The sequence below is a fragment of the Pseudomonas sp. SK2 genome, from assembly GCF_016772395.1.
Taxonomy (GTDB): domain Bacteria; phylum Pseudomonadota; class Gammaproteobacteria; order Pseudomonadales; family Pseudomonadaceae; genus Aquipseudomonas; species Aquipseudomonas taiwanensis.
The window spans coordinates 5359615-5382625 of record NZ_CP061944.1; the positions used below are offsets into that span (position 1 = coordinate 5359615).

A 23011-nucleotide genomic window follows, 5' to 3' on the forward strand; every position below is an offset into this window, starting at 1 on the left:
CTACCTTCCTATCAAAGCGACGAGTATTTCTTGCGCAGACGCTGGCGAATCAGCTCGGCCAAGGTGTTCATGATGAAGGTGAACATCAGCAGCACGAGGGCAGCGAGGAACAGCACACGGTAGTGGCTGCCGCCGACTTCGGATTCAGGCATTTCCACCGCCACGTTGGCGGCCAGGGTGCGCATGCCTTCGAACAGGTTCAGCTCCATCACCGGGGTGTTGCCGGTGGCCATGAGCACGATCATGGTCTCGCCAACCGCACGGCCCATGCCGATCATCAGCGCCGAGAAGATACCCGGGCTGGCGGTGAGGATGACCACGCGGGTCAGGGTCTGCCACGGTGTCGCACCCAGGGCCAGGGAGCCCAGGGTCAGGCTGCGCGGCACGCTGAACACGGCGTCTTCGGCGATGGAGTAGATGTTCGGAATGACCGCGAAGCCCATGGCGATACCAACTACCAGGGCGTTGCGCTGGTCGTAGGTGATGCCCAGGTCGTTGGTGATCCACAGGCGCATGTCGCCGCCGAAGAACCAGGTCTCCATGAACGGGCTCATGTACAGGGCGAACCAACCGATCACCAGGATCACCGGGATCAGGATCGCGGCTTCCCAGCCGTCTGGAATACGCAGGCGGATCGACTCAGGCAGACGGCTCCAGGTGAAGCCTGTGAGGAGGATACCAAGGGGCATGATCACGAACAGGCTGAACACACCTGGCAGGTGGCCTTCCAGGTACGGGGCCAGGAACAGGCCGGCGAAGAAGCCCAGGATCACCGTCGGCATCGCTTCCATCAGTTCGATCACCGGCTTGACCTTGCGGCGCATGCCCGGGGCCATGAAGTAAGCGGTGTAGATGGCGGCGGCGATGGCCAGTGGAGCAGCCAGGATCATCGCGTAGAAGGCGGCCTTCAGAGTACCGAAGGTCAGCGGCGACAGGCTCAGCTTGGGTTCGAAATCGGTGTTCGATGCGGTCGACTGCCATACATACTTCGGCTCGTCGTAGTTTTCGTACCAGACCTTGCCCCACAGCGCGCTGAAGGAAATTTCAGGGTGCGGGTTCTTTAGGCTCAGTGGCAGCAGCTTGCCACCTTCCTCGATGATGATGCGGTTGGCGCGCGGCGACAGCGCCAGGATACCCGGGCCTTCAGCCGCTTGCTCGACCAACAGGGTTCGGTGCGCAGTGCTGTGGAACACGCCCAGTTTGCCTGCCGCATCCAGCGCAATGAAGCCCTTGCGGCGCTCCTCGGCGTCGATCTGGACGACAGGCGCGTTGCCCATCTGGAAGCTGCGGATCAGCTTGAAGCGCGATTCGCCATCGGGGTCACGCGCCATGAACCACTGGCTCAGCCCCCCCTTGGAGTCACCGAAGATCAGCGAGATGCCGCCGACCAGCTGGGCAGTGGCTGTGATTTCGGCCTGGCCGTCTTCAAGCAGCTTGTAGCGGCCATTGAGGCTTTTCTCACGCAGGCTGAAGACGTCGGCAGTGGCGCGACCGTTGATCACGTACAGCCACTGCTGACGCGGGTCGATGAAGATGTTCTTCACCACTTCGGTCATCTGCGGCAGTTCGATACGGTTCTGCTCGGTGGTGACCTCGCCGGTCATCATGTTCTCGGTGCTCGTCAGCTCGACCACCTGCAGGTGCGAACCGGTGGAACCAGCCAGCAGCAAGGTCTCGCCATTGAGGTTCACGCTTACGTGCTCGAGCGGACGACCCTCGTCATCGAGCACGAACGGCGCCTGGCCGTACGGGAAGTCGATGTCGGGGGTAATGGTTTTCTTGTTGTCCGGGTAGGTGATCTTGTAGGTGTGGTGGAACACCAACGCCTGGCCGTTGGACAACCCCAACACCACCAGCGGGCTGCCCGGCTGGTCGGTACTGATCGAGCTGACCTGGGTGCCAGCTGGCAACGGCAGGTCGACGCGCTTCACTTCGGCACCGGTCTTGGAGTCAAAGAACAGCGCCTGCCCCTTGTCGGAAACCCGCATGCCCACCAGGTTCTGCTCTTCAAGCGCGATCATCAGCGGCTTGCCGGCGTCCTGCTGCAACCAGGTCGGCTCCAGGGCCTTCTTGCTGGTCAGCTCGGCGCCCTGGAACAGTGGCAGCACCACATAGGCCAGGTAGAAGAAGATCAGGGTAATGGCTGCCAATACGGCAAGCCCGCCCACCAGTACATACCAGCGGGTCAGGCGATCCTTGAGGGCGCGCATGCGGCGCTTGCGTTGCAGCTCCGGCGTATTGAAGTCAATCCGCACGGGAGGGGAATTTTGGGTCATTGTGGAGTTGGCCAGATCATTCATGCGCACACCCTAGCGGTCCCGTATGACAAAAACATGACAGTGCGTTGACGCACAAAAGCCCGCCGCTCAGGAACCCTGGCTTCGGACTGGGAATTCGTGGAAAAGGCCGGCATCCGCGCCGGCCTCTTCCTCAGTTACTTACTTCTTTGCAACGTTACCTGCGTGGGACAGGCCCAGGTCAGCCAGGGTCTTGTCGACCACTTTGGCCGGCAGCGGGATGTAGCCATCCTTCACCACGACCTGCTGACCAGCTTGCGACAGGACCAGCTTCACGAACTCGGCTTCCAGCGGGGCCAGAGGCTTGTTCGGGGCCTTGTTGACGTAGACGTACAGGAAACGCGACAGCGGGTAAGTGCCGTTCAGGGCGTTGGCTTCGTTGTCCTCGATGAACTCGCCGCCTTCTTTCTTGGCCAGGGCTACGGTCTTGACGCTGGCGGTCTTGTAGCCGATGCCCGAGTAGCCGATGCCGTTGAGCGAGGAGCTGATCGACTGCACGACCGAAGCCGAGCCAGGCTGTTCGTTGACGTTAGGCTTGAAGTCGCCTTTGCACAGGGCTTCTTCCTTGAAGTAGCCGTAGGTGCCGGACACCGAGTTACGACCGAACAGCTGAACCGGCTTGTTGGCCAGGTCGCCGGTCACGCCCAGGTCGCCCCAGGTCTTGACGTCGGCCTTGCCGCCGCAAAGGCGGGTCGAGGAGAAGATCGCATCGACCTGGGCCATGGTCAGGCCTTTGATCGGGTTGTCCTTGTGTACGAACACGGCGAGGGCGTCGACGGCAACCGGGATGGCGGTCGGCTTGTAGCCGTACTTCTGCTCGAAGGCCTGCAGCTCGACATCCTTCATCTTGCGGCTCATCGGGCCGAGGTTGGCGGTGCCTTCGGTCAGCGCAGGTGGCGCGGTGGAGGAGCCGGCAGCCTGGATCTGGATGTTTACGTTCGGATATTCCTTCTTGTAGGCCTCGGCCCACAGAGTCATCAGGTTCGCGAGGGTATCGGAACCGACGCTGGAGAGGTTGCCCGATACACCGGTGGTCTTGGTGTAGGTCGGGATCGCAGGATCGACAGCGGCTACCGCATTGGCGGTTGCAACGCCAGCGGCGGCAAAGGTGAGGGCCGCCATCAAACGCTTCAGTTTCATGCCTTGCTCCTAGCAGGAATATTGGGGGTGTTGGATGGATCGGGCCCAAGTATCTGCAGGCCGCATGAACACGATATGACTTCAATGTGACAATTGGATGAAAGGCCATCACCGGTTGCCGGGATGGCCTTTTCAGGATGTTTCAGAAAGGGGGAACCTTATCGCTGGCAAGCCGGCACCTACAGGGTCGGGGCTTGCCAGCGATCGGAGCGGTACCTCTGCCAATCAGCGTTTGTTGGCGAGCAAATAAAGGCCCACGACCAGACCAACGGCGCACAACCCCGCCACATAGTAGGCGGGCGCCATCGGGCTGACCTTCAGCAGCGCAGTGACCACCATTGGCGTCAAGCCGCCGAAGATGGCGTATGCCACGTTGTAAGAGAACGACAGGCCACTGAAACGCACCACCGGCGGGAAGGCTTTGACCATTACGTAAGGCACCGCCCCGATCACGCCCACGCACAGGCCAGTGAAGGCATACAACGGGAACAGCAGGTCAGGCCGGACCGGCAGGCTGTGATAGAAGGTCCAGGAGCTTGCCAGCAGCAGCAGACTGCCAACCACGAACACGCGGCCCGCGCCGAAGCGGTCGGCCAGGCTGCCGGCACCGATGCAACCGAGGCTGAGCAGCACGATCGCCAGGCTGTTGGCCTTGAGCGAGTCGGTGGGGCTGATGTGGTAGATGCTCTGCAGCAACGCCGGAGTCATCAGGATCACCACGACGATACCCGCCGACAGCATCCAGGTCAGCAGCATGGACAGGATGATCGGGCCACGGTGATCGCGCAGTACCGCGCGCAATGGCAGCTCTTCGGCCAGTGCCTTGCGTTCCTGCATTTCGGCGAACACCGGGGTTTCATGCAGCCAACGACGCAGGTACACCGAGAACAGGCCGAACACGCCACCGAGCAGGAATGGGATACGCCAGGCGTAGCCGGCGACTTCCTCGGCGCTGTACACGCTGTTGATCAGGGTCGCGACCAGCGAACCCAGCAGGATGCCGGCGGTAAGCCCCGCAGTCAGGGTGCCGCAGGCATAACCTGTGTTGCGCGCTGGTACGTGCTCGGAGACGAATACCCACGCACCCGGCACCTCACCACCAATGGCCGCGCCCTGGATGACGCGCATCAGCAGCAGCAGGATGGGTGCCCACATGCCAATTTGCGCGTAGGTCGGCAGCAGGCCCATGACCAAGGTTGGCAGCGCCATCATGAAAATGCTCAAGGTGAACATCTTCTTGCGACCCAGCAGGTCGCCGAAGTGGGCCATGATGATCCCGCCCAGCGGCCGCGCCAGGTAGCCGGCGGCAAAGATGCCGAACGTTTGCATCAGGCGCAGCCACTCAGGCATGTCGGCCGGGAAGAACAGCTTGCCGACCACGGTGGCAAAGAATACGAAGATGATGAAGTCGTAGAACTCCAGCGCTCCGCCAAGGGCGGACAGTGAGAGAGTCTTGTAGTCACTGCGGGTCAGCGGCCGCGAAGGCTGCTCGATACTGCTGGGCACGGAGGTCATCGCTCGTTGTTCTCTTGTAGGTCATGCAGACCGCTTGGCACGCGGCTTCTGGATTGGGAGACAGGCGAAGATAGCAAATTGCCGAGGCGCATCGTTAGCGATACAAAATCCATACAGATATTCATCAATGCACGGTCGTCGCTGGCTGTTCTGCTCTATATACTGCCCACTCGTAGGAAAAAGGTTGGTCCAACTGTGGGATGTTGTGCGAAAACGCCGGTCACTATGCTCAGGCGGTTTCGCAGAGTTTCCCTACGGCCGCCCAGCAAAGCGAAATCAGCGTAGTATGTTTCGAGCTGAATCGTTTTCACGGCCTTGCGCCATACCAACGAAGCGTCACGGGTCAGAGGCCCCACCGCATGATTGAGCTCGAACAAGAAGATCCTATTCCGCAAGGCGACCTGGCCTTGCAAATCACCGCACTCCCCCGCGAAACCAACGGTTTCGGCGACATCTTCGGCGGTTGGCTGGTTGCCCAGATGGACTTGGCCGGCACCGCCATGGCCAGCCGCGTCGCCGGCGGCCGGGTTGCCACGGTGGCCATCGATCGCATGGCATTCCTGGTCCCGGTGGCCGTCGGCGCGCAGCTGTCGTTCTATACCCAGACCCTGGAAATCGGCCGCAGCTCGATCCAGATGATGGTGGAAGTCTGGAGCGACGACCCGCTGTCCAGCGAATGGCGCAAGGTGACCGAAGCGGTATTTGTTTTCGTGGCCATCGATGGCAGCGGCCGCACCCGCTCTGTGCCTCGTCGCTGAGCCCGGCGAGCGGTAAACTCATTGCAAGTCACAGGGTCCAAGACCCACAGGCATTCAATGAGACGAGCGCAATGGCTACCTTCAAGGTCGAATCCGAGCAACATGGCGAACTCAACTGCTGGCGCATCACCAGCGACCGCGCCGAATTACTGATCGCCCAGCAGGGTGCGCAGATCCTCAGCTACCAGCGCGTGGGCGAGCCACCGCTGCTGTGGCTGAGCGACCAGGCCATCTTCCGAAAGGACAAGTCGGTGCGCGCGGGGGTGCCAGTGTGCTGGCCGTGGTTCGGCAATCTGCAGCGCAACCCCCAGTCGGTGCAGGCCATGTACCGTGGCGAGCAGCCGCCTGCCCATGGTTTGGCGCGCACGCGTGACTGGCAATTGCTGGGTATCGAAGAAGTTGGCGATGGCCTGCGCATCGAGTTCGAGCTGCCCGAGGCAAAGGGTGAACTGCCCGGCTGGCCTCATGAAGTCGAACTCAAGCTTGTGGTGGAGCTGGACCAGGACCTGACGCTGACGCTGACCAGCTGTAATCAGGGCACTACCCCGGTCACCATCAGCCAGGCCCTGCACAGCTACTTTGCGCTCAGCGATGTGCGACAGGCGCGGGTCGAAGGCGTCGAGGGGCTGAGCTACATCGAGACCCTGGCAGACTGGGAGCAACGCCAACAACAGGGTGCACTGGGCTTCACCGGCGAGACCGACCGCATCTACCTGAACACACCCGCTCGACTGAGCATCGTCGATCCACACTGGAACCGGCGCATCACCTTGAGCAGCCAGGGTTCACGCTCGGCGGTGATCTGGAACCCATGGACCGACCGCGCCCGCGAACTGCCAGACATGGCCGATGATGGCTGGCAACGGATGCTGTGCATCGAGACGGCGAACGTGTGGGATGACGTAGTGGAGTTGGAACCTGGGGCCAGCAGTTCGCTGCAGGTCCGGGTGGGTAGTGACACGATCTGACAGCCTGCGCCTAGCTCATGGGCCTCTTCTAGGGTTCTCTCGCGAAGAGGCCGGCGCAGGCACTCAGAGGTCGGCGTCTTCAACCACCCTCACCTGCCCCGCATCCATCGCATACGCCGCATCGGCCAGGTCATTGCTGACCTTCTCCACCTTCAGCTTGCCGCTGACCCAAAGCGGGGTGTAGATATCGTCGATCTTCAGTCCCTTCGGGTAGCGCACCAGCACCAGCTGGTTGGGCGGCGGCGGTGGCACGTGAATGCAAGCTCCTGGGTACGGCACCAGGAAGAACAAGGTGCTGTTGCCCTTGGCATCGCTTTCCAACGGCACCGGGTAGCCACCCAAGCGGATTTCCCGGCCGTCCATCGCCGCCACGGTCTTGGTCGAGTACATCACCGCCGGCAAGCCCTTGCTCTGCTTGAGGCCGCCCTTGTCGGTGAAGGTGCCCATGGCCTCCGGCGAGTTGTGGTCGATCTCGGGCATCTGCTCGAGCGCTTTCTGATCCGACTTGGGCATCAGCTCCAGCCAGTCGGTCTCGGGCAGTTCGGCATGGGCCAGGGTGCTGGCCAGAAGCAAGGGAATGAGAAAAAAGGCTCGCATGAAATGCTCGGCAACTCGGATGAATTGCCGGGCATTCTACCGCCTATTCAACGCTTCTTGATGAATCCATAGATCACCAGAAGGACGACGGCACCTACCAGCGCTCCGAAGAAGCCTGCAGCCTGGCCCGCCTGGTAGATCCCCAAGGCCTGCCCACCGTAGGTGGCGAGCAAGGAGCCGGCGATACCCAGCAGGATGGTCATGATCCAGCCCATGCTGTCGTCCCCTGGCTTGATGAAGCGCGCCAGCAGGCCAACGATGAGGCCGATGAAGATAGTTCCAATGATGCCCATGGCAGTCCCTCTGCAGTGAAGATGGAACAAGCCAAAGCCTAGACAGCGCTTTGGCTTGTTGCCATTTCAGAGACCCTGCCCGTGGCAGAAGTTCGATCAGTTGCTGATCAGCGCCTCTACCTCGGCGATTTTGCTCTTGAGGGTGGGCATGTCCTGGCAGCGCAATGTGGCGTGACCCACCTTGCGTCCGGCCTTGAAGGCCTTGCCGTAGTGATGCAGGTGGCAATCTTCGATAGCCAAGACCTTGTCGACCGCCGGGACTTCGCCGATGAAGTTGAGCATCGCGCTCTCACCCACCTTGGCGGTCGAACCCAGTGGCAGGCCGGCAACGGCGCGCAGGTGGTTCTCGAACTGGCTGCATTCGGCGCCTTCGATGGTCCAGTGCCCGGAGTTGTGCACCCGCGGGGCGATTTCGTTGGCCTTCAGGCCACCGTCGACTTCGAAGAACTCGAACGCCAGGACGCCCACGTAGTCGAGCTTCTGCAGTACACGGCCAACATAGTCTTCAGCCAGCGCCTGGAGCGGGTGAGCCTCGCTGGCCACCGACAGACGCAGGATGCCGCTCTCGTGCGTGTTGTGCACCAGCGGGTAAAAACGGGTTTCGCCATCCCGGGCACGCACGGCCACCAGCGAGACTTCGCCGGTGAACGGCACGAAGCCTTCGAGCAGGCACGGTACGCTACCCAGTTCGGCGAAGGTGCCGACCACGTCCTCGGGCGTGCGCAGGACCTTCTGGCCTTTGCCGTCGTAACCGAGGGTGCGGGTCTTGAGCACCGCCGGCAGGCCGATGGTGGCCACGGCAGCGTCCAGATCTTGCTGCGAGAGGATGTCGGCGAAGGCTGGGGTCGGGATGCCCAGGTCACGGAACATGCTCTTCTCGAACAGGCGGTCACGGGCGATGCGCAGCGCCTCGGCGCTCGGGTACACCGGTACGAATTGCGACAGGAAAGCCACGGTCTCGGCCGGGACGCTCTCGAACTCGAAGGTCACCAGGTCGACTTCGTCGGCCAGCTGGCGCAGGTGGTCCTGGTCGCCATAGTCGGCACGCAGGTGCTCGCCCAGTGCGGCGGCACAGGCGTCCGGCGCCGGGTCGAGGAAAGCGAAGTTCATGCCCAGCGGAGTACCCGCCAGAGCCAGCATGCGGCCCAACTGGCCGCCACCGATTACACCGATCTTCATGGGTTCAGCCTCAAGCCTGACGTGGATCTGGATTGTCCAGGACGGTCTCGGTCTGCTCTGTGCGGAACTGCTTGAGCGCTGCATGGTACTGAGGGTACTTGGCGCCCAGGATGCTCGCCGACAGCAAAGCGGCGTTAACAGCTCCGGCGCGACCGATAGCCAAGGTAGCAACCGGTACGCCGGCAGGCATCTGCACGATCGACAGCAGCGAGTCCACGCCCGACAGCATCGACGACTGCACCGGTACGCCCAGCACCGGCAGGTGGGTCTTGGCCGCGCACATGCCTGGCAGGTGGGCTGCACCACCAGCACCGGCGATGATCACCTCGATACCACGCCCTTCGGCTTCTTCAGCGTACTGGAACAGCAAGTCCGGGGTGCGGTGGGCGGAAACCACCTTCACTTCATAGGGAATGCCGAGTTTTTCCAGCATATCGGCGGTGTGGCTAAGGGTGGACCAATCGGACTTGGAGCCCATGATCACGCCAACCAGTGCACTCATCGTCGAGCCTCTCCTGCAAGCGCCTTCAGGCGCGCTAAAAGCAACAAGCCACGCAGGTCGACCGGCGTGGCTTGTCATACGGATTCTGAATCGACCTAGCCGGCCGAAGGCGCGGGATTATAGCGTATAGCGAAGCAGCCCGCCCACCCCCACAAGCACATGTCGGATCAAAGGGCAAGCTGTCTCGCGGGACAACTTTTTACCCCCTAATGATTCAGAGTGCAGGGTCCGCCTGGTTACCGGCCGACTCCAGTTTGCGCCACAACAAACGCACGTTGGCCTTGCGCACCAGGGCGCAGCGGTACAAGCGTATTTCCAGCGGAACATGCCACTGGCTACCACCACAGACCACCAGTTCGCCCCGCTCCAGTTCACCCCGCATGGAAAGCCGCGGCACCCAGGCCACGCCCATTCCTTCCAGAGCCATGCTCTTGAGACTGTCGGCCATGGCCGTTTCGTAGACCGTGGTGTAGCGCAGGTTGCGTTGACGTAGCAGCAGGCTCACCGACCGCCCCAGGAAGGCGCCGGCACTGTAGGCGAGCAGCGGCACGCTGCTGTCACCATCGAGGTCGAACAACGGCTTGCGATCTGCGCCCACCGCGCACACCGGCAGCATTTCCGTGGTGCCCATGTGCAGCGACGGGAAGATCTCGGCATCCATCTGCAGGGCGGCATCCGGGTCATAGAAAGCCAGCATCAGGTCGCAGCCACCCTCACGCAAGGCATGCACGGCATCCCCCACGTTGGTGGCGACCAGGCGCGTGGCGATGTTCAACCCATCGTTGCGTAACTGTGCCACCCAACGGGGGAAAAAGCCCGATGCCAAGGAGTGCGCCGCAGCCACCTGGATCACCTCACCCTGCCCACCTTCAAGATGATGTAAATGGCGGAGAACTTCGCTCAACTGGTCGACAACCGTGCGCGCCGTGACCAGAAAAAGCTGTCCTGCCTCAGTCAGCTCGATGGGCGTGCGGGAACGATTCACCAAGGTCAAGCCCAGGGCAGCTTCGAGGCTGCGGATACGACGGCTGAAGGCTGGCTGGGTGACGAAGCGGCGCTCTGCCGCCTGAGAAAAACTACGTGTGGCGGCCAGGGCACTGAAGTCTTCCAGCCACTTGCTTTCGAGGTTCATCGACTACTCCGCAAGGCGTGCACCAAAATGGAACACGCTCGATTGTCAATCGGCGTCACATCAAACCGTATGCCGTTTATGCATAGGTTAGCGTGCAACAGCATTGGCCGCAAAATCGCGGCAGCCCTAGGATTGGCGCCATTCCGGCATGTGCCGGGTCAAAATCGAGATGATATCCATCATGTCCTCCGCTGCATCGTTCCGCGTCGAAAAAGATCTGCTTGGTACCCTTGAAGTCCCTGCCGATGCCTACTACGGCATCCAGACCCTGCGCGCTGCCAACAACTTCCACCTCTCCGGTGTTCCGCTGTCGCACTACCCGAAGCTGGTCGTGGCCCTGGCCATGGTCAAGCAGGCCGCTGCCGACGCCAACCGTGAGCTGGGTCACCTGAGCGATGCCAAGCATGCTGCCATTACCGCAGCCTGCGCCCGCCTGATCAAAGGCGACTTCCACGACCAGTTCGTGGTGGACATGATCCAGGGTGGTGCTGGTACTTCCACCAACATGAACGCCAACGAAGTCATCGCCAACGTCGCACTGGAGGCCATGGGCCACCAGAAGGGTGAGTACCAGTACCTGCACCCGAACAACGACGTGAACATGGCTCAATCGACCAACGATGCCTACCCGACCGCGATCCGCCTGGGTCTGCTGCTGGGTCACGACGCCCTGCTGGCCAGCCTCGACAGCCTGATCCAGGCCTTCGCCGCCAAAGGCAAGGAATTCGACCACGTACTGAAGATGGGTCGTACCCAGCTGCAGGACGCCGTGCCGATGACCCTGGGCCAGGAATTCCGCGCCTTCGCCACCACCATGACCGAAGACCTGCAGCGCCTGCGCTCGCTGGCTCCGGAGCTGCTGACCGAAATCAACCTGGGCGGCACCGCCATCGGTACCGGCATCAACGCCGACCCTGGCTATCAGGCCCTGGCCGTGCAGCGCCTGGCTACCATCAGCGGCCAGCCGCTGGTACCGGCTGCCGACCTGATCGAAGCCACCTCCGACATGGGCGCCTTCGTGCTGTTCTCCGGCATGCTCAAGCGTACCGCGGTCAAGCTGTCGAAGATCTGCAACGACCTGCGCCTGCTGTCCAGCGGCCCACGCACCGGCATCAACGAGATCAACCTGCCGGCACGCCAGCCAGGCAGCTCGATCATGCCAGGCAAGGTCAACCCGGTTATCCCGGAAGCGGTGAACCAAGTCGCCTTCGCCATCATGGGCAACGACCTGGCGCTGACCGTCGCCGCCGAAGGTGGCCAGCTGCAGTTGAACGTGATGGAGCCGCTGATCGCCTACAAGATCTTCGACTCGATCCGCCTGCTGCAACGCGCCATGGACATGCTGCGCGAGCACTGCATCGTCGGCATTACCGCCAACGAACAGCGTTGCCGTGAACTGGTCGAGCACTCGATCGGCCTGGTCACCGCCCTGAACCCTTACATCGGCTACGAAAACGCCACCCGTATCGCCCGCGTTGCCCTGGAAACCGGCCGCGGCGTACTGGAACTGGTGCGCGAAGAACAGCTGCTGGACGAAGAGATGCTCAACGACATCCTGCGTCCGGAAAACATGATCGCTCCACGTCTGGTTCCGCTGAAGGCGTAACCGACCGCTTGAAACGTCTCACCAGGTCGAGGGACTAGACACCTCTCAACCTTTCAAGGGCCCTAGCGCACGCTTAGGGCCCTTTTTTTATATCAAATTCAACGGGTCGGACGGGTCGTCCTCAGCGTCGAGCATGGCGAGGATGTCACTGTGCTGTGAGTGCCTGGCTCGGGCTTGTAAATCACACCAGCCAATAAGAAAAGTTTGGCGGTAGCTCACTTACCTACGTGAACGTATTCGATTGCTCTTCAAAACAATTGGTCTGTAACCATGCTGCGGTCACCACAACGACTCGTTTCAAACAATATTTCATTTCACACCCCCTAGCGCCGAGCGGCGCAAACCGTCGCATCCGCTGAAAATGCGTCTCGGGTGTTTCCTCCGGCCACGGTGGTAAGCGGGCAGCTCAGCCGGGGCCAAGCTGGCCAACCAACCCCAATTCTGCTGCGGCGTCGAACGGTCAGGCTCGGCCAGACTTGGCTCGCCAGGCATCACCCGGAATGCCACTGGGCCAGCATTAGACGATTAGGCGGCCGGCGTCTGGCTATGAAGCGCGCACCATCGGTCGCTGCCCAGGGCGGCCATCAACTCGCGGCGAGTGAATGCTTCGCCATCCAGCAGCACAATGACTTCACGCCCCTGGGCACGCTGCGGGGCCATCCACGGCCACACATCGAGGCCGTATTTGGCGTCGTACCCGTCTAATTCACTTCTATCGCCGTTGTTAAAGTGAAAAGGCACGCTAATTGCTCCAGAATCTGCCCAGCCCAACGGGATTCCGAGCATGCTGCACAGCCACCTCACCACCCTCAACGCGGTTTCGCTGATTCTCAACCTCTTCCAGGAAGAAGGTTGCGAGGCTGCGTCGCTGCTGGCCGGCAGTGGCATAGGCCCGGCAGACCTGGGGCATCCCGATGCGCGCATCACCACCCAGCAGGAGCTGCAGGTCTGCGCCAATGCTGTGGCTCGGCGCGAGGATATCGGCCTGGAATTGGGCCGGCGGATGCATGTGTCGTGCTATGGCATGCTCGGTTACGCCTTGCTCTCCAGTGCCACTTTGGGTGACGCCCTGCGCCTGGCGTTGCGCTACCCGGCACTGCTGGGAACAGTCTTCCAGCTGCGCCTGGTGGATGATGGCCAGCGCGTCTGGTTCAGTGCCAGCGACTACCGCGACAGCCCAGCGCTGGCGGCCTTCAATGCCGAGTTCTGCCTGGTGTCGCTGAAAGTCATCTGCGATGACCTGCTGGGACGCACACTGCCGCTGCTTGGTGCCCGCTTCGAACACCGTCGGCCCGTCTACCATGCGCTCTATACCGGTGCATTCCAGTGTCCGCTGGGTTTCGATGCCGAGGACAATGCCTTCGCCTTCGAGCGCCGCTGGCTAGACACGCCACTGCCACTGGCCGACCCCATCACGCACAAAGCCATGAGCGAGCGTTGCCGGCGCCTGAACCTGGAGTTCACCGGTCGCCAGGCCTGGCTCGGGCGCATTCGCCAATTACTGCTGCAACAGCTGGATGCCGCACCTGGGTTGGACGGCCTGGCGCGGCAGATGAACTGTTCATCGCGCACCCTGCGCCGGCACCTGCAAGCGCTGGGCTGCAGTTATCAACAACTACTGGATGAGCTGCGCTTCGAGCGGGCCAAGCAGCTGCTGGCCGATGCGCAGATGCCGATCTACCGGATCGCCGAAACCCTGGGATTCAGCGAAACAGCGAGCTTTCGCCATGCGTTCCAGCGCTGGAGTGGTGTGGCGCCAAGTCATTATCGAGGCTGACGGGTCTTATCGCCGGCAAGTCGGCCCATGGGTCGTTGAACGGCCAACGAGCTTGGCCACATCTATCCCCTTTTGGCCGTTTGCGTCGTTCTCCACCCCAAGCCTGCCCATGACAATGGGCCTACGCCAGTAAAACCGGAGAACAACAATGCTGACGATCTATTCCGATGATCATCGCCTGCACCACGGCCGCTGCGAGCTGATCGACGGCAAGCTGATGCCTTGCTTCGAAATGCCATCGCGCGCCGATCATGTGCTCGAACGCGTGAAAAAGCGCAACCTCGGCGAGGTAAAAGGGCCGAGCGACTTTGGTCGTGCGCCATTGCAGCGCATCCACAGCGCCGAGTACCTGAACTTCTTCGAAGGTGCGTGGGCACGTTGGGCCGCATTGGGTCACGAGGGCGACTTGCTGCCCTTCACCTGGCCCGCCCGCACATTGCGCCAGGTCAAGCCCACTGGCCTGCATGGCGAACTGGGCTACTACAGCTTCGACGCTGGCGCCCCGATCACAGCCGGGACCTGGCAGGCGGCCTACAGCGCCGCCCAGGTAGCCCTGACCGCCCAGGCCGCCATCGTCGAAGGCGCACATTCCGCCTTCGCCCTGTGCCGTCCACCGGGGCACCACGCTGCCGCCGAAGTCATGGGCGGATATTGCTACCTGAACAATGCCGCCATCGCCGCCCAGGCCTTCCTCGATCAAGGCTATGGGAAAGTGGCGATCCTGGATGTCGACTACCACCACGGCAACGGCACCCAGGACATCTTCTACAGCCGCAACGATGTGTTCTTCGCCTCGATCCACGGCGACCCACAAGCGGAATTCCCGTTCTTCCTCGGCTACGCCGACGAAACCGGCGAGGGTGCGGGTGAAGGGTGCAACATCAACTATCCACTGCCGGCTGGCAGCGACTGGGCAGCCTGGAGCGCCGCATTGGAAGACGCCTGCCTACGCATCGCCAGCTATGACGCGGACGTGCTGGTGATCTCCCTTGGCGTGGACACTTTCAAGGACGATCCAATCTCCCAGTTCAAACTGGACAGCCCGGACTACCTGGAAATGGGCAAGCGCATCGCCGCCCTGGGCAAGCCGACCTTGTTCGTGATGGAAGGTGGCTACGCTGTGGAAGAAATCGGTATCAACGCAGTGAATGTGCTGGAAGGCTTCCAGCAAGCACAACCAGGAGCCCGGTAATGGTCCGACTCAAGCGTCTGCTCGCCCCGCTCATCGCCGCCACGCTGTTCACCGGCGCCCTCAATGCCCAGGCCGAACAGCGTACCCTGCGCGTATACAACTGGTTCGACTACATCACGCCACAGACCTTGACCGACTTCCAGAAGGACAGTGGCGTCAAACTGATCTACGACATCTTCGACACCAACGAAGCGCTCGAGGCCAAGTTGCTTACCGGTAACTCCGGTTATGACGTCGTAGTACCGTCCAACGTGTTCCTGGCCAAGCAGATCGAGGCGGGCGTGTTCCAGCCGCTGGATCGCGCCAAGCTGCCGAATTGGCAACACTTGGACCCTGCGCTGATGAAGCTGATCGAAGCCAACGACCCTGGCAACAAGTTCGCCGTGCCCTACATGTACGGCACCGTGCTCATCGGTTTCAACCCGGACAAGGTCAAGGCGGCGCTGGGCGACAAAGCACCTGTGGACAGCTGGGACCTGATCTTCAAGGAAGAGAACATCGCCAAGCTCAAGCAGTGCGGTGTCGCACTGCTCGACTCGCCATCAGAGATTCTACCGCTGGCTCTGCAGTACCTCGGCCTGGACCCCAACAGCGGCAAACCTGACGACTACAAGAAAGCCGAAGCCTTGCTGCTCAAGATCCGCCCGCACATCACCTACTTCCATTCCTCGAAGTACATGGCGGACATCGCCAACGGCGATATCTGCGTCGCAGTGGGCTATTCGGGCAGCTTCTCCCAGGCCGCCAACCGCGCCCGCGATGCCAAGAATGGTGTGGTGGTCGATATGCGCCTGCCCAAGGAAGGCGCGCCGATCTGGTTCGACATGCTGGCGATTCCGAAGAATGCGGCTAACCCGGAAGATGCCCACACGTTCATCAATTACCTGCTGCGCCCAGAGGTGATTGCGCCGATTAGCGACTTCGTCGGGTATCCAAACCCGAACAAGGATGCCACCGAAAAAGTGAGCCCGGCTATTCGCAACAACCCCAACCTGTACCCGACAGCGGAGGCGATGACCAAGCTGTATACCCTCAAGCCGTTGCCACGGGATGCGGAGCGGGCACGCACGCGGGCTTGGACACGGATCAAGTCAGGCACCTGAGTCGCTCACTTCGCGGGCAAAGCCGCTCCCCGTAAGGGTATGCCCCCAAGGAAGTGGACCCAAATCCAACCCTCGGGGGCGATATCCTTGAACACCCGTGCCTGTGGGAGCGGATACGCCCGCGAAGTGGCCATCAGCGTCACCGTTGCTTCCATGCCTTGCGCAAGCGCATCAACGCCTCGGCGATCTCCCCTTCTGGCACCGCCGCAAACCCAAGAACCAACCCAGCGCGTTTATCCACAGGCACCTCGCTGTCCTCAAGCCAATAACTGCTCAGCGGATTGACCTCGACCCCCACCGCCTCAGCCTTGGCTACCAGTTCCTGCTCCCGGGCATGGTTATCCACATCTACCTTCACATGAAGCCCAGCCTCGACTTCCGGCATTTCGCCTAGCCCGGGAACATCCACCGGCCATCCCGCCTTGAGCACGTTGCGGCGGCTCAACGCTGCCCGGCGCATGCGCCGGATATGCCGCTGAAAGTGCCCCTGGGCCATGAACTCGGCCATTACGCACTGCGAGCCCACTTCCGAATGCCGCACCGCCAGCGCGCGGCCCTGGCTGAAGGCCTCCGCCAGGCGCGCAGGCAATACCAGATACCCCAGGCGCAAGGCCGGGAAGGCAATCTTGCCGAAGGTACCCACGTACAACACGCGCCCCTGCTGATCGAGGGCGGCCAAGGGTGCCAATGGCGCGCCGCTGTAGCGATACTCGCCGTCATAGTCGTCTTCGACGATCCAGCCCTCGTTGCGTTCGGCCCAGTCCAGCAACGCCAGGCGTCTCGCCAGGCTCATGGTTACCCCCGTGGGGTACTGATGAGCGGGCGTCACATAGGCCAACCGGCAGTCCGTCACCTGCGCCAGTCGTTGGCAGTCCATGCCCTGCTCGTCCACCGCTACCCCAATCACCCTGGCCCCTGCAATGGCGAAGGCGTGACCTGCTGCCCGGTAGCCTGGGTTTTCCACAGCCACCTTGTCGCCGGGCTGCAGCAGCAACTGTGCACAAAGGCTGATGGCCTGCTGCGCGCCATGGGTGATCACAATTTGCTCAGCCGTGCACGAAAGTCCTCGGGAACGACGCATATAGGCCGCTACCAGCTCTCGCAAAGCTCGCTCGCCTGCGGGGTCCCCATAGCCGAGTCGCGCGGGATCCGGATTTCTCCAGAAACCCGCTTGCAGCTTGGCCCAGACCTCGAACGGGAAAAGGTCGAACGCGGGAATGCCCACCCGAAATGCCCGTGGCGCGCCACTTTTTGGGGGTGGTAAATGGTTATTTTTCAGACGCTCAAGCGGCTCGCTGGAACGCTCTCGGCTGGATATATCCTCAGTGTTTTTCGATGAAAATGTGGATAACTCTGTTGATAAACCCCGGGATAACCCTGTGGATAGTTGTGTGGATAGTTTTGGCAGCCGACTGACATAGGTGCCATCGCCAACCCGGCTTTCGATGTAGCCCTCGGCATACAACTGGTCATACGCGCGGATCACGCTGTTGCGGGACAACGCCAGTATGGCGGCCAGGTCGCGGGTTGCTGGCAAACGTGTACCACTGCTGAGCCGGCCATCGAGCACCCGTGCCCGCAGTGCCTGATACAGCTGTTGGCTGAGGCCTCGGCGGCGGTCGAGGACGATGCCGGCAGGGTCGAATGGCAATACGAGAGGACGCTCGCTCATGGAATTGGACCTATGAAATCAGCCGTTAATGGCTCTTACTCGGTGCCAATAGCCTGCCTAGGATGGAGTGATTCGACAAGGAACCTCGCCATGTACAACAGCAAGCCTCATCAGGAACATGATCTCCAGCGCCTGCACCAGCACATGCTCGATACACGCCTTGCCGTGCTGGTCAGCCATGGCGAGCACGGCCTGCTGGCCAGCCACCTACCCGTGCTTGTCGAGCCAAGCGAAGGCGAGTTCGGCACCGTCTATGCTCACCTTGCCCGAGCCAATCGCCAATGGCAGGACCTGCAGCACGGCAGCGAGGCAATGCTGGTATTCCCAGGAGCGGACGCTTATGTCAGCCCCAGCTACTACCCCAGCAAAGCCGACAACCCCAAGGTCGTGCCAACGTGGAACTACCTGGCGGTTCATGCCTATGGCTCGGTCGACGTCATCCACGATGCCACCCCTTTGCTGGACATCGTCAGCCGCCTGACCGACCGCCACGAGCAAGGCCGTAACCTGCCATGGAGCGTGACGGACGCTCCCACCGACTACGTGGACGGCATGCTCCGCGCCATTGTCGGCATCCGCATGCCCATTGCCCGCCTGCAGGGAGCACGCAAGCTCAGCCAGAACCGCTCGGAGCAGGACATCGCTGGCGTGCGCGAAGGCCTCAGCGCCAGCGCCGACCACCTGGACAATCAACTCGCGGCGCACATGCGCCAACTCTGAAGGAAAAGCCCCATGACCTGCGTCACCCTGCGCCCCGTCCGCGCCGAAGACCACGCCGCCTGGCTCGCCCTGTGGCAAGCCTACCTGCGCTTTTATGAAACCGAACTGGCAGAGGAGGTCAGCGTCAGCACCTGGCAGCGCCTGCTCGACCCGAACGAGCCTACCCATTCGGCGCTGGCCTGGGTCGATGGCGAGGCGGTCGGGATGGTCAACTGGATCTATCATCGTTCCAACTGGAGCATCGAGAATTCCTGCTACCTGCAGGACTTGTACGTGGACAGCAAGCAACGGGGCCTGGGCATCGGCCGCCAGCTGATCGAACACGTTTATGCCACGGCCAAGGCCGCTGGCTGCATCAAGGTGCACTGGCTGACTCACGAGACCAACGCCACCGCCATCAGCCTGTACGAGCAGGTTGCCGAGCGCCCTGGCTTCATCCAATTCCGCAAAGGGCTGTAGGCTGAGCATGACTGACGCATTGAACTGGAAACCTGCATCTACGCCTACGGCAGAACCCATCGAAGGCCGTTTCATCCGCCTGGAAAAGCTCGACCCAGCGCGCCATGGCGACGACCTCTGGGAGGTGCTGCAAGGCCCAGCCTCGGACCCGCGGCTATGGGACTACCTGCCTTACGGACCCTTCACCGAGCGCGCCACCTTCGACCGCTGGCTAGACAGCAACGCTGCGGGGCGTGACCCGCTCTACTATGCCGTCATCGACCGCCGCAGCGGACAGGCGCAGGGCATCCTGAGCCTGATGTCGATCGTGCCCGATCATGGCCGCATCGAGATCGGTCATATCGCCTTCGGCGCCGCCATGCAGCGCACGCCAAAGAGCACCGAGGCGGTGTACCTGCTAGGCAAGCTGAGCTTCGAGCTGGGCAACCGCCGCCTGGAATGGAAGTGCAATAACGCCAACGCTCGCTCCAAGCGGGCTGCAGAGCGATTCGGCTTCCAGTTCGAGGGCGTGTTCCGCAAGCACCTGGTGGTCAAGGATCGTAACCGCGACACGGCCTGGTATTCGATTACCGATGATGAGTGGCCGCGAGTGGCCGCGGGGTTCGAGCAGTGGTTGAGTGCTGACAACCAGCGTCCCGAGGGCCAGATCAAGACACTCGAGGCGTGCCGCAACGGCTGATGGTGGTACTGGACCGACTTGCCGGCGTCCAGGCAAAAAAAGGGGAGCACCCGCTCCCCAGAGGTTAACCGCTTGTAGATGAGGGCGTATCTCAGCCCTCGATCTCGATCAGGATCTCACCCGGCGTCACACGGTCGCCCTTGGCCACATGGATAGCCACGACCTTGCCGGCGATCGCCGCCTGCACTTCGGTCTCCATCTTCATGGCCTCGGTGATCAGCACCGCTTGGCCGGCCTTGACCACAACGCCTTCCGTGACCAGTACATCGACGATGTTGCCTGGCATGGTCGTGCTGATGTGGCCCGGCGCGCTGGCCTGCTTGCGCTTGCTGCCGCCACCGCTGACGAACTCGTTGAGCGGCTCGAACACCACTTCCTCCGGCATGCCGTCGATCGACAGGTAGAAGTGACGCTTGCCTTCGGCCTTGACCCCCACACCGGTGATGTCGACGCGGTAGGTTTCGCCATGCACGTCGATGACGAACTCGGTCGGCACGCCTTCTCCGCCTGGCGCCGCCGCTGCGCCGGCTTCCGGAATCGGCAGCAGGGCTTCGGGGACCAAGGTGCCGGCTTCACGCTCTTCGAGGAACTTGCGGCCGATGTCCGGGAACATGGCGTAGGTCAGCACGTCTTCCTCGCAGCGCGCCAGGGCGCCGATATCGGCGCGCAGCTTGGCCATTTCCGGCTTCAGCAGGTCGGCCGGACGCACGTCGATCACTTCTTCGCTACCGATGGCCTGGCGACGCAGTTGCTCGTTCACCACGCCTGGCGCTTTGCCGTAACCGCCTTGCAGGTACAGCTTCACTTCGTTGGTGATGGTCTTGTAGCGCTCGCCAGCCAGCACGTTGAAGAACGCCTGGGTGCCGACGATCTGCGAAGTCGGGGTGACCAGCGGCGGGAAGCCAAGGTCTTCGCGAACACGCGGGATCTCGGCCAGCACCTCGTTCATGCGGTTCAGAGCGCCCTGCTCCTTGAGCTGGTTGGCCAGGTTGGAGATCATGCCACCGGGTACCTGGTTCACCTGCACGCGGGTGTCCACGGCGGTGAATTCACTTTCGAACTGATGGTACTTCTTGCGCACGGCATAGAAGTACAGGCCGATTTCCTGCAGCAGTTCCAGGTCCAGGCCGGTGTCGAACTCGCTGCCCTTGAGCGCGGCGACCATCGACTCGGTACCCGGGTGGCTGGTGCCCCAGGCGAAGCTGGAGATGGCGGTGTCGATGTGGTCGGCACCGTTTTCCACCGCCTTGAGCTGGCACATGGCTGCCAGGCCGGCAGTGTCATGGGAGTGGATGAACACCGGCAGCGACTGCTCAGCTTTCAGCGCCTTGACCAGTTCGCCGGTGGCGTAGGGAGTCAGCAGGCCGGCCATGTCCTTGATCGCCACCGAGTCGCAACCCATGGCTTCCATCTGCTTGGCCTGGGCGACGAACGCATCGATGGTGTGTACCGGGCTGGTGGTGTAGGCAATGGTGCCCTGGGCATGCTTGCCCGCAGCCTTGACCGCCTCGATGGCCACACGCAGGTTACGCACGTCGTTCATGGCGTCGAAGATACGGAACACGTCGATGCCGTTGACAGCAGCCTTGGCCACGAAAGCCTTGACCACATCATCGCTGTAGTGACGATAGCCCAGCAGGTTCTGGCCGCGCAGCAGCATTTGCAGGCGGGTGTTGGGCAGCGCAGCGCGCAGCTTGCGCAGGCGTTCCCACGGGTCTTCCTTGAGGAAGCGCACGCAGGCATCGAAGGTGGCACCGCCCCAGACTTCCAGCGACCAGTAGCCGACTTTGTCGAGCTTGTCGCAGATCGGCAGCATGTCTTCGGTGCGCATGCGGGTAGCCAGCAGGGACTGGTGGGCGTCGCGCAGGATCGTGTCGGTTACGTGAATTTTCTTGGACATTATGGAATTCCTCACAGGCCTGCGTGGGCGGCGATGGCGGCAGCGATGGCCAGGGCCAGCTCTTCGGGTTTGCGCTTGATCGAGTAGTTGGTCAGTTCAGGATGGCTTTCGACGAAGCTGGTGTTGAACTGGCCGCTACGGAATTCTGGGTTGCGCAGAATTTCCTGGTAGTACGCGGCGGTGGTTTTCACCCCTTGCACGCGCATGTCGTCCAGAGCCCGCAGGCCGCGGTCCATGGCCTCTTCCCAGGTAAGCGCCCAGACCACCAGCTTCAGACACATCGAGTCGTAGAACGGCGGAATGGTGTAGCCGGTATAGATCGCCGTATCGGTGCGCACGCCCGGGCCGCCGGGAGCGTAGTAACGGGTGATCTTGCCGAAGCTTGGGAGGAAGTTGTTCTTCGGATCTTCAGCGTTGATACGGAACTGCAACGCGTAGCCGCGGTGCTGGATGTCTTCCTGCTTGACCGACAGTGGCAGGCCAGAGGCAATGCGGATCTGTTCACGGACGATGTCGATGCCGGTGATTTCCTCGGTGATGGTGTGTTCCACCTGCACCCGGGTGTTCATCTCCATGAAGTACACCTCGCCATCGGCGAGCAGGAACTCCACGGTACCGGCGTTCTCGTAATTCACTGCCTTGGCCGCACGCACCGCCAGGTCGCCGATGTAGGCGCGCTGCTCGGGGGTCAGCTGTGGGCTTGGGGCAATTTCGATGAGCTTCTGGTTACGGCGCTGGATCGAGCAGTCGCGCTCGAACAGGTGCACCACATTGCCGAAGCTGTCACCGAGGATTTGCGCTTCGATGTGCTTGGGGTTGACGATGCACTTCTCCAGGAACACTTCAGCCGAACCAAATGCCTTGGTGGCCTCGGAAATGACCCGGGGGAAGTTCTGTTCCAGTTCTTCACGGCTGTTGCAACGGCGAATGCCGCGGCCGCCACCGCCGGAGGTGGCCTTGAGCATCACCGGGTAACCGATGCGGTCGCCTTCGCTCAGGGCTTCGTGGATATCGGCAACGTTGCCTTCGGTGCCAGGGGTCACCGGAACGCCAGCGGCGATCATGGTACGGCGCGCTTCGGTCTTGTCGCCCATACGGCGAATGACGTCGGCAGCCGGCCCGATGAACTTGATGCCGCGCTCAGCGCAGATCTCTGCCAGTTCAGCGTTTTCCGACAGGAAACCGTAACCGGGGTGCAACGCATCGCAGCCGGTTTCCACAGCCAGGTTCACCAGCTTGCGCGGGTTCAGGTAACCGGCCAGCGGCTCGGCACCAATGCTGTAGGCCTCATCGGCACGCTTGACGTGCAAGGCATGACGGTCGGCGTCGGAATAGATCGCCACCGAGCGAATGCCCATCTCGGCGCAAGCACGCACGATCCGAACTGCGATTTCACCTCGGTTGGCGATCAGGATTTTTTTTATCACTGGAGTCTTCCCAAAGCCGTAGGAACAGACGAGCCGGTTCTACCGGTCGGCGCGTGACCAGACGTTGATGGCCAGTCGCGTATTCACCCTAGCGC

The 23011-nt window shown here is 61.9% G+C and carries 21 protein-coding genes; 9 read left to right on the forward strand and 12 right to left on the reverse strand.

The genetic code is table 11. The features are described 5' to 3' along the window. Positions 1 to 11 precede the first annotated feature (11 nt). From IF103_RS24340 to IF103_RS24350, 3 genes are all read right to left on the reverse strand, one after another. Positions 12 to 2300, reverse strand: a complete 2289-nt coding sequence (locus IF103_RS24340) for an ABC transporter permease family protein (RefSeq protein WP_202675759.1) — start codon at positions 2298 to 2300, stop codon at positions 12 to 14. Between the two features lie 138 nt (positions 2301 to 2438). Further along, positions 2439 to 3437, reverse strand: coding sequence for a phosphate ABC transporter substrate-binding protein PstS (locus IF103_RS24345; protein WP_003258169.1), 999 nt, complete (start codon positions 3435 to 3437; stop codon positions 2439 to 2441). 225 nt (positions 3438 to 3662) lie between these two features. Then, on the reverse strand, positions 3663 to 4952 hold the full coding sequence (locus IF103_RS24350) for an MFS transporter (protein WP_202675760.1): 1290 nt from the start codon (positions 4950 to 4952) through the stop codon (positions 3663 to 3665). 359 nt (positions 4953 to 5311) lie between these two features. Here IF103_RS24350 and IF103_RS24355 point away from each other — a divergent pair, with 359 nt between their 5' ends. Both IF103_RS24355 and IF103_RS24360 read left to right on the forward strand, forming a co-directional pair. Next, positions 5312 to 5710, forward strand: coding sequence for an acyl-CoA thioesterase (locus IF103_RS24355; RefSeq protein ID WP_003253317.1), 399 nt, complete (start codon positions 5312 to 5314; stop codon positions 5708 to 5710). Positions 5711 to 5781: 71 nt separating this feature from the next. Further along, on the forward strand, positions 5782 to 6678 hold the full coding sequence (locus IF103_RS24360) for a D-hexose-6-phosphate mutarotase (protein WP_023383064.1): 897 nt from the start codon (positions 5782 to 5784) through the stop codon (positions 6676 to 6678). 63 nt (positions 6679 to 6741) lie between these two features. Here the strand turns inward: IF103_RS24360 and IF103_RS24365 are convergent, their stop codons facing one another. The 5 genes from IF103_RS24365 to IF103_RS24385 form a co-directional block, all read right to left on the reverse strand. Next, on the reverse strand, positions 6742 to 7275 hold the full coding sequence (locus tag IF103_RS24365) for a DUF3299 domain-containing protein (protein WP_023383065.1): 534 nt from the start codon (positions 7273 to 7275) through the stop codon (positions 6742 to 6744). A gap of 47 nt (positions 7276 to 7322) precedes the next feature. Beyond that, a complete protein-coding gene (locus tag IF103_RS24370; protein ID WP_010955824.1) occupies positions 7323 to 7568 on the reverse strand; it encodes a GlsB/YeaQ/YmgE family stress response membrane protein in 246 nt (81 codons plus the stop codon). Between the two features lie 96 nt (positions 7569 to 7664). Next, complete coding sequence (locus tag IF103_RS24375) at positions 7665 to 8747, reverse strand: 5-(carboxyamino)imidazole ribonucleotide synthase (RefSeq protein ID WP_186598619.1); 1083 nt, start codon at positions 8745 to 8747, stop codon at positions 7665 to 7667. A gap of 10 nt (positions 8748 to 8757) precedes the next feature. After that, the gene (gene purE, locus IF103_RS24380; protein WP_023383067.1) at positions 8758 to 9249 is read right to left on the reverse strand and encodes a 5-(carboxyamino)imidazole ribonucleotide mutase; all 492 of its coding nucleotides are present in this window, start codon (positions 9247 to 9249) and stop codon (positions 8758 to 8760) included. Positions 9250 to 9463: 214 nt separating this feature from the next. Further along, positions 9464 to 10381 carry a LysR substrate-binding domain-containing protein gene (locus tag IF103_RS24385; protein ID WP_023383068.1) on the reverse strand — a complete coding sequence of 306 codons (918 nt, stop codon included), beginning with the start codon at positions 10379 to 10381 and terminating at the stop codon, positions 9464 to 9466. 181 nt (positions 10382 to 10562) lie between these two features. Between IF103_RS24385 and aspA the strand changes: the two genes are divergently transcribed. Next, positions 10563 to 11987: an aspartate ammonia-lyase gene (gene aspA, locus IF103_RS24390; RefSeq protein WP_023383069.1), complete on the forward strand. Its 1425-nt coding sequence runs from the start codon at positions 10563 to 10565 to the stop codon at positions 11985 to 11987. Positions 11988 to 12512: 525 nt separating this feature from the next. On the opposite strand, the gene IF103_RS24395 is transcribed toward aspA, so the two are convergent. Continuing rightward, positions 12513 to 12728: a hypothetical protein gene (locus IF103_RS24395; RefSeq protein WP_148299942.1), complete on the reverse strand. Its 216-nt coding sequence runs from the start codon at positions 12726 to 12728 to the stop codon at positions 12513 to 12515. A 43-nt stretch (positions 12729 to 12771) separates the two neighbouring features. On the opposite strand from IF103_RS24395, the gene IF103_RS24400 reads away from it, so the two are divergent. From IF103_RS24400 to IF103_RS24410, 3 genes are all read left to right on the forward strand, one after another. After that, on the forward strand, positions 12772 to 13764 hold the full coding sequence (locus IF103_RS24400) for an AraC family transcriptional regulator (protein WP_023383071.1): 993 nt from the start codon (positions 12772 to 12774) through the stop codon (positions 13762 to 13764). A 148-nt stretch (positions 13765 to 13912) separates the two neighbouring features. Continuing rightward, complete coding sequence (locus IF103_RS24405) at positions 13913 to 14956, forward strand: histone deacetylase family protein (RefSeq protein WP_023383072.1); 1044 nt, start codon at positions 13913 to 13915, stop codon at positions 14954 to 14956. Beyond that, entirely contained in the window at positions 14956 to 16059 is a 1104-nt protein-coding gene (locus IF103_RS24410) for a polyamine ABC transporter substrate-binding protein (protein ID WP_023383073.1), read from the forward strand. Before IF103_RS24405 ends, IF103_RS24410 begins: the two co-directional genes overlap by 1 nt. 139 nt (positions 16060 to 16198) lie before the next feature. Here IF103_RS24410 and pdxR read toward each other — a convergent pair whose 3' ends face one another. Then, positions 16199 to 17731 carry a MocR-like pyridoxine biosynthesis transcription factor PdxR gene (pdxR, locus tag IF103_RS24415; protein WP_027906657.1) on the reverse strand — a complete coding sequence of 511 codons (1533 nt, stop codon included), beginning with the start codon at positions 17729 to 17731 and terminating at the stop codon, positions 16199 to 16201. A 90-nt stretch (positions 17732 to 17821) separates the two neighbouring features. On the opposite strand from pdxR, the gene IF103_RS24420 reads away from it, so the two are divergent. Genes IF103_RS24420 through IF103_RS24430 form a run of 3 tightly spaced genes read left to right on the forward strand, consistent with a single transcriptional unit; the run spans position 17822 to position 19589 of the window. Further along, positions 17822 to 18451: an FMN-binding negative transcriptional regulator gene (locus IF103_RS24420; RefSeq protein ID WP_023383075.1), complete on the forward strand. Its 630-nt coding sequence runs from the start codon at positions 17822 to 17824 to the stop codon at positions 18449 to 18451. A 12-nt stretch (positions 18452 to 18463) separates the two neighbouring features. Continuing rightward, a complete protein-coding gene (locus IF103_RS24425) occupies positions 18464 to 18910 on the forward strand; it encodes a GNAT family N-acetyltransferase (protein ID WP_023383076.1) in 447 nt (148 codons plus the stop codon). Between the two features lie 7 nt (positions 18911 to 18917). Continuing rightward, a complete protein-coding gene (locus IF103_RS24430; protein ID WP_023383077.1) occupies positions 18918 to 19589 on the forward strand; it encodes a GNAT family N-acetyltransferase in 672 nt (223 codons plus the stop codon). Between the two features lie 91 nt (positions 19590 to 19680). On the opposite strand, the gene oadA is transcribed toward IF103_RS24430, so the two are convergent. Next, positions 19681 to 21489 (reverse strand): sodium-extruding oxaloacetate decarboxylase subunit alpha, encoded by a 1809-nt coding sequence (gene oadA / locus IF103_RS24435; protein WP_023383078.1) that lies wholly within the window; start codon positions 21487 to 21489, stop codon positions 19681 to 19683. Positions 21490 to 21500: 11 nt separating this feature from the next. Then, positions 21501 to 22916, reverse strand: a complete 1416-nt coding sequence (locus IF103_RS24440; protein WP_023383079.1) for an acetyl-CoA carboxylase biotin carboxylase subunit — start codon at positions 22914 to 22916, stop codon at positions 21501 to 21503. Positions 22917 to 23011 lie beyond the last annotated feature (95 nt).

Excerpts from the sequence above, each read along its gene's own strand:
- IF103_RS24410 (WP_023383073.1), top strand. The coding sequence starts at position 14,956 with ATGGTCCGACTCAAGCGTCTGCTCGCCCCGCTCATCGCCGCCACGCTG.
- oadA (WP_023383078.1), bottom strand. The coding sequence starts at position 21,489 with ATGTCCAAGAAAATTCACGTAACCGACACGATCCTGCGCGACGCCCAC.
- IF103_RS24345 (WP_003258169.1), bottom strand. The coding sequence starts at position 3,437 with ATGAAACTGAAGCGTTTGATGGCGGCCCTCACCTTTGCCGCCGCTGGC.
- IF103_RS24420 (WP_023383075.1), top strand. The coding sequence starts at position 17,822 with ATGTACAACAGCAAGCCTCATCAGGAACATGATCTCCAGCGCCTGCAC.
- IF103_RS24370 (WP_010955824.1), bottom strand. The coding sequence starts at position 7,568 with ATGGGCATCATTGGAACTATCTTCATCGGCCTCATCGTTGGCCTGCTG.
- IF103_RS24360 (WP_023383064.1), top strand. The coding sequence starts at position 5,782 with ATGGCTACCTTCAAGGTCGAATCCGAGCAACATGGCGAACTCAACTGC.
- IF103_RS24350 (WP_202675760.1), bottom strand. The coding sequence starts at position 4,952 with ATGACCTCCGTGCCCAGCAGTATCGAGCAGCCTTCGCGGCCGCTGACC.
- aspA (WP_023383069.1), top strand. The coding sequence starts at position 10,563 with ATGTCCTCCGCTGCATCGTTCCGCGTCGAAAAAGATCTGCTTGGTACC.
- pdxR (WP_027906657.1), bottom strand. The coding sequence starts at position 17,731 with ATGAGCGAGCGTCCTCTCGTATTGCCATTCGACCCTGCCGGCATCGTC.
- IF103_RS24425 (WP_023383076.1), top strand. The coding sequence starts at position 18,464 with ATGACCTGCGTCACCCTGCGCCCCGTCCGCGCCGAAGACCACGCCGCC.
- IF103_RS24430 (WP_023383077.1), top strand. The coding sequence starts at position 18,918 with ATGACTGACGCATTGAACTGGAAACCTGCATCTACGCCTACGGCAGAA.
- IF103_RS24400 (WP_023383071.1), top strand. The coding sequence starts at position 12,772 with ATGCTGCACAGCCACCTCACCACCCTCAACGCGGTTTCGCTGATTCTC.
- IF103_RS24340 (WP_202675759.1), bottom strand. The coding sequence starts at position 2,300 with ATGAATGATCTGGCCAACTCCACAATGACCCAAAATTCCCCTCCCGTG.
- IF103_RS24385 (WP_023383068.1), bottom strand. The coding sequence starts at position 10,381 with ATGAACCTCGAAAGCAAGTGGCTGGAAGACTTCAGTGCCCTGGCCGCC.
- IF103_RS24405 (WP_023383072.1), top strand. The coding sequence starts at position 13,913 with ATGCTGACGATCTATTCCGATGATCATCGCCTGCACCACGGCCGCTGC.
- IF103_RS24365 (WP_023383065.1), bottom strand. The coding sequence starts at position 7,275 with ATGCGAGCCTTTTTTCTCATTCCCTTGCTTCTGGCCAGCACCCTGGCC.
- IF103_RS24355 (WP_003253317.1), top strand. The coding sequence starts at position 5,312 with ATGATTGAGCTCGAACAAGAAGATCCTATTCCGCAAGGCGACCTGGCC.
- IF103_RS24375 (WP_186598619.1), bottom strand. The coding sequence starts at position 8,747 with ATGAAGATCGGTGTAATCGGTGGCGGCCAGTTGGGCCGCATGCTGGCT.
- purE (WP_023383067.1), bottom strand. The coding sequence starts at position 9,249 with ATGAGTGCACTGGTTGGCGTGATCATGGGCTCCAAGTCCGATTGGTCC.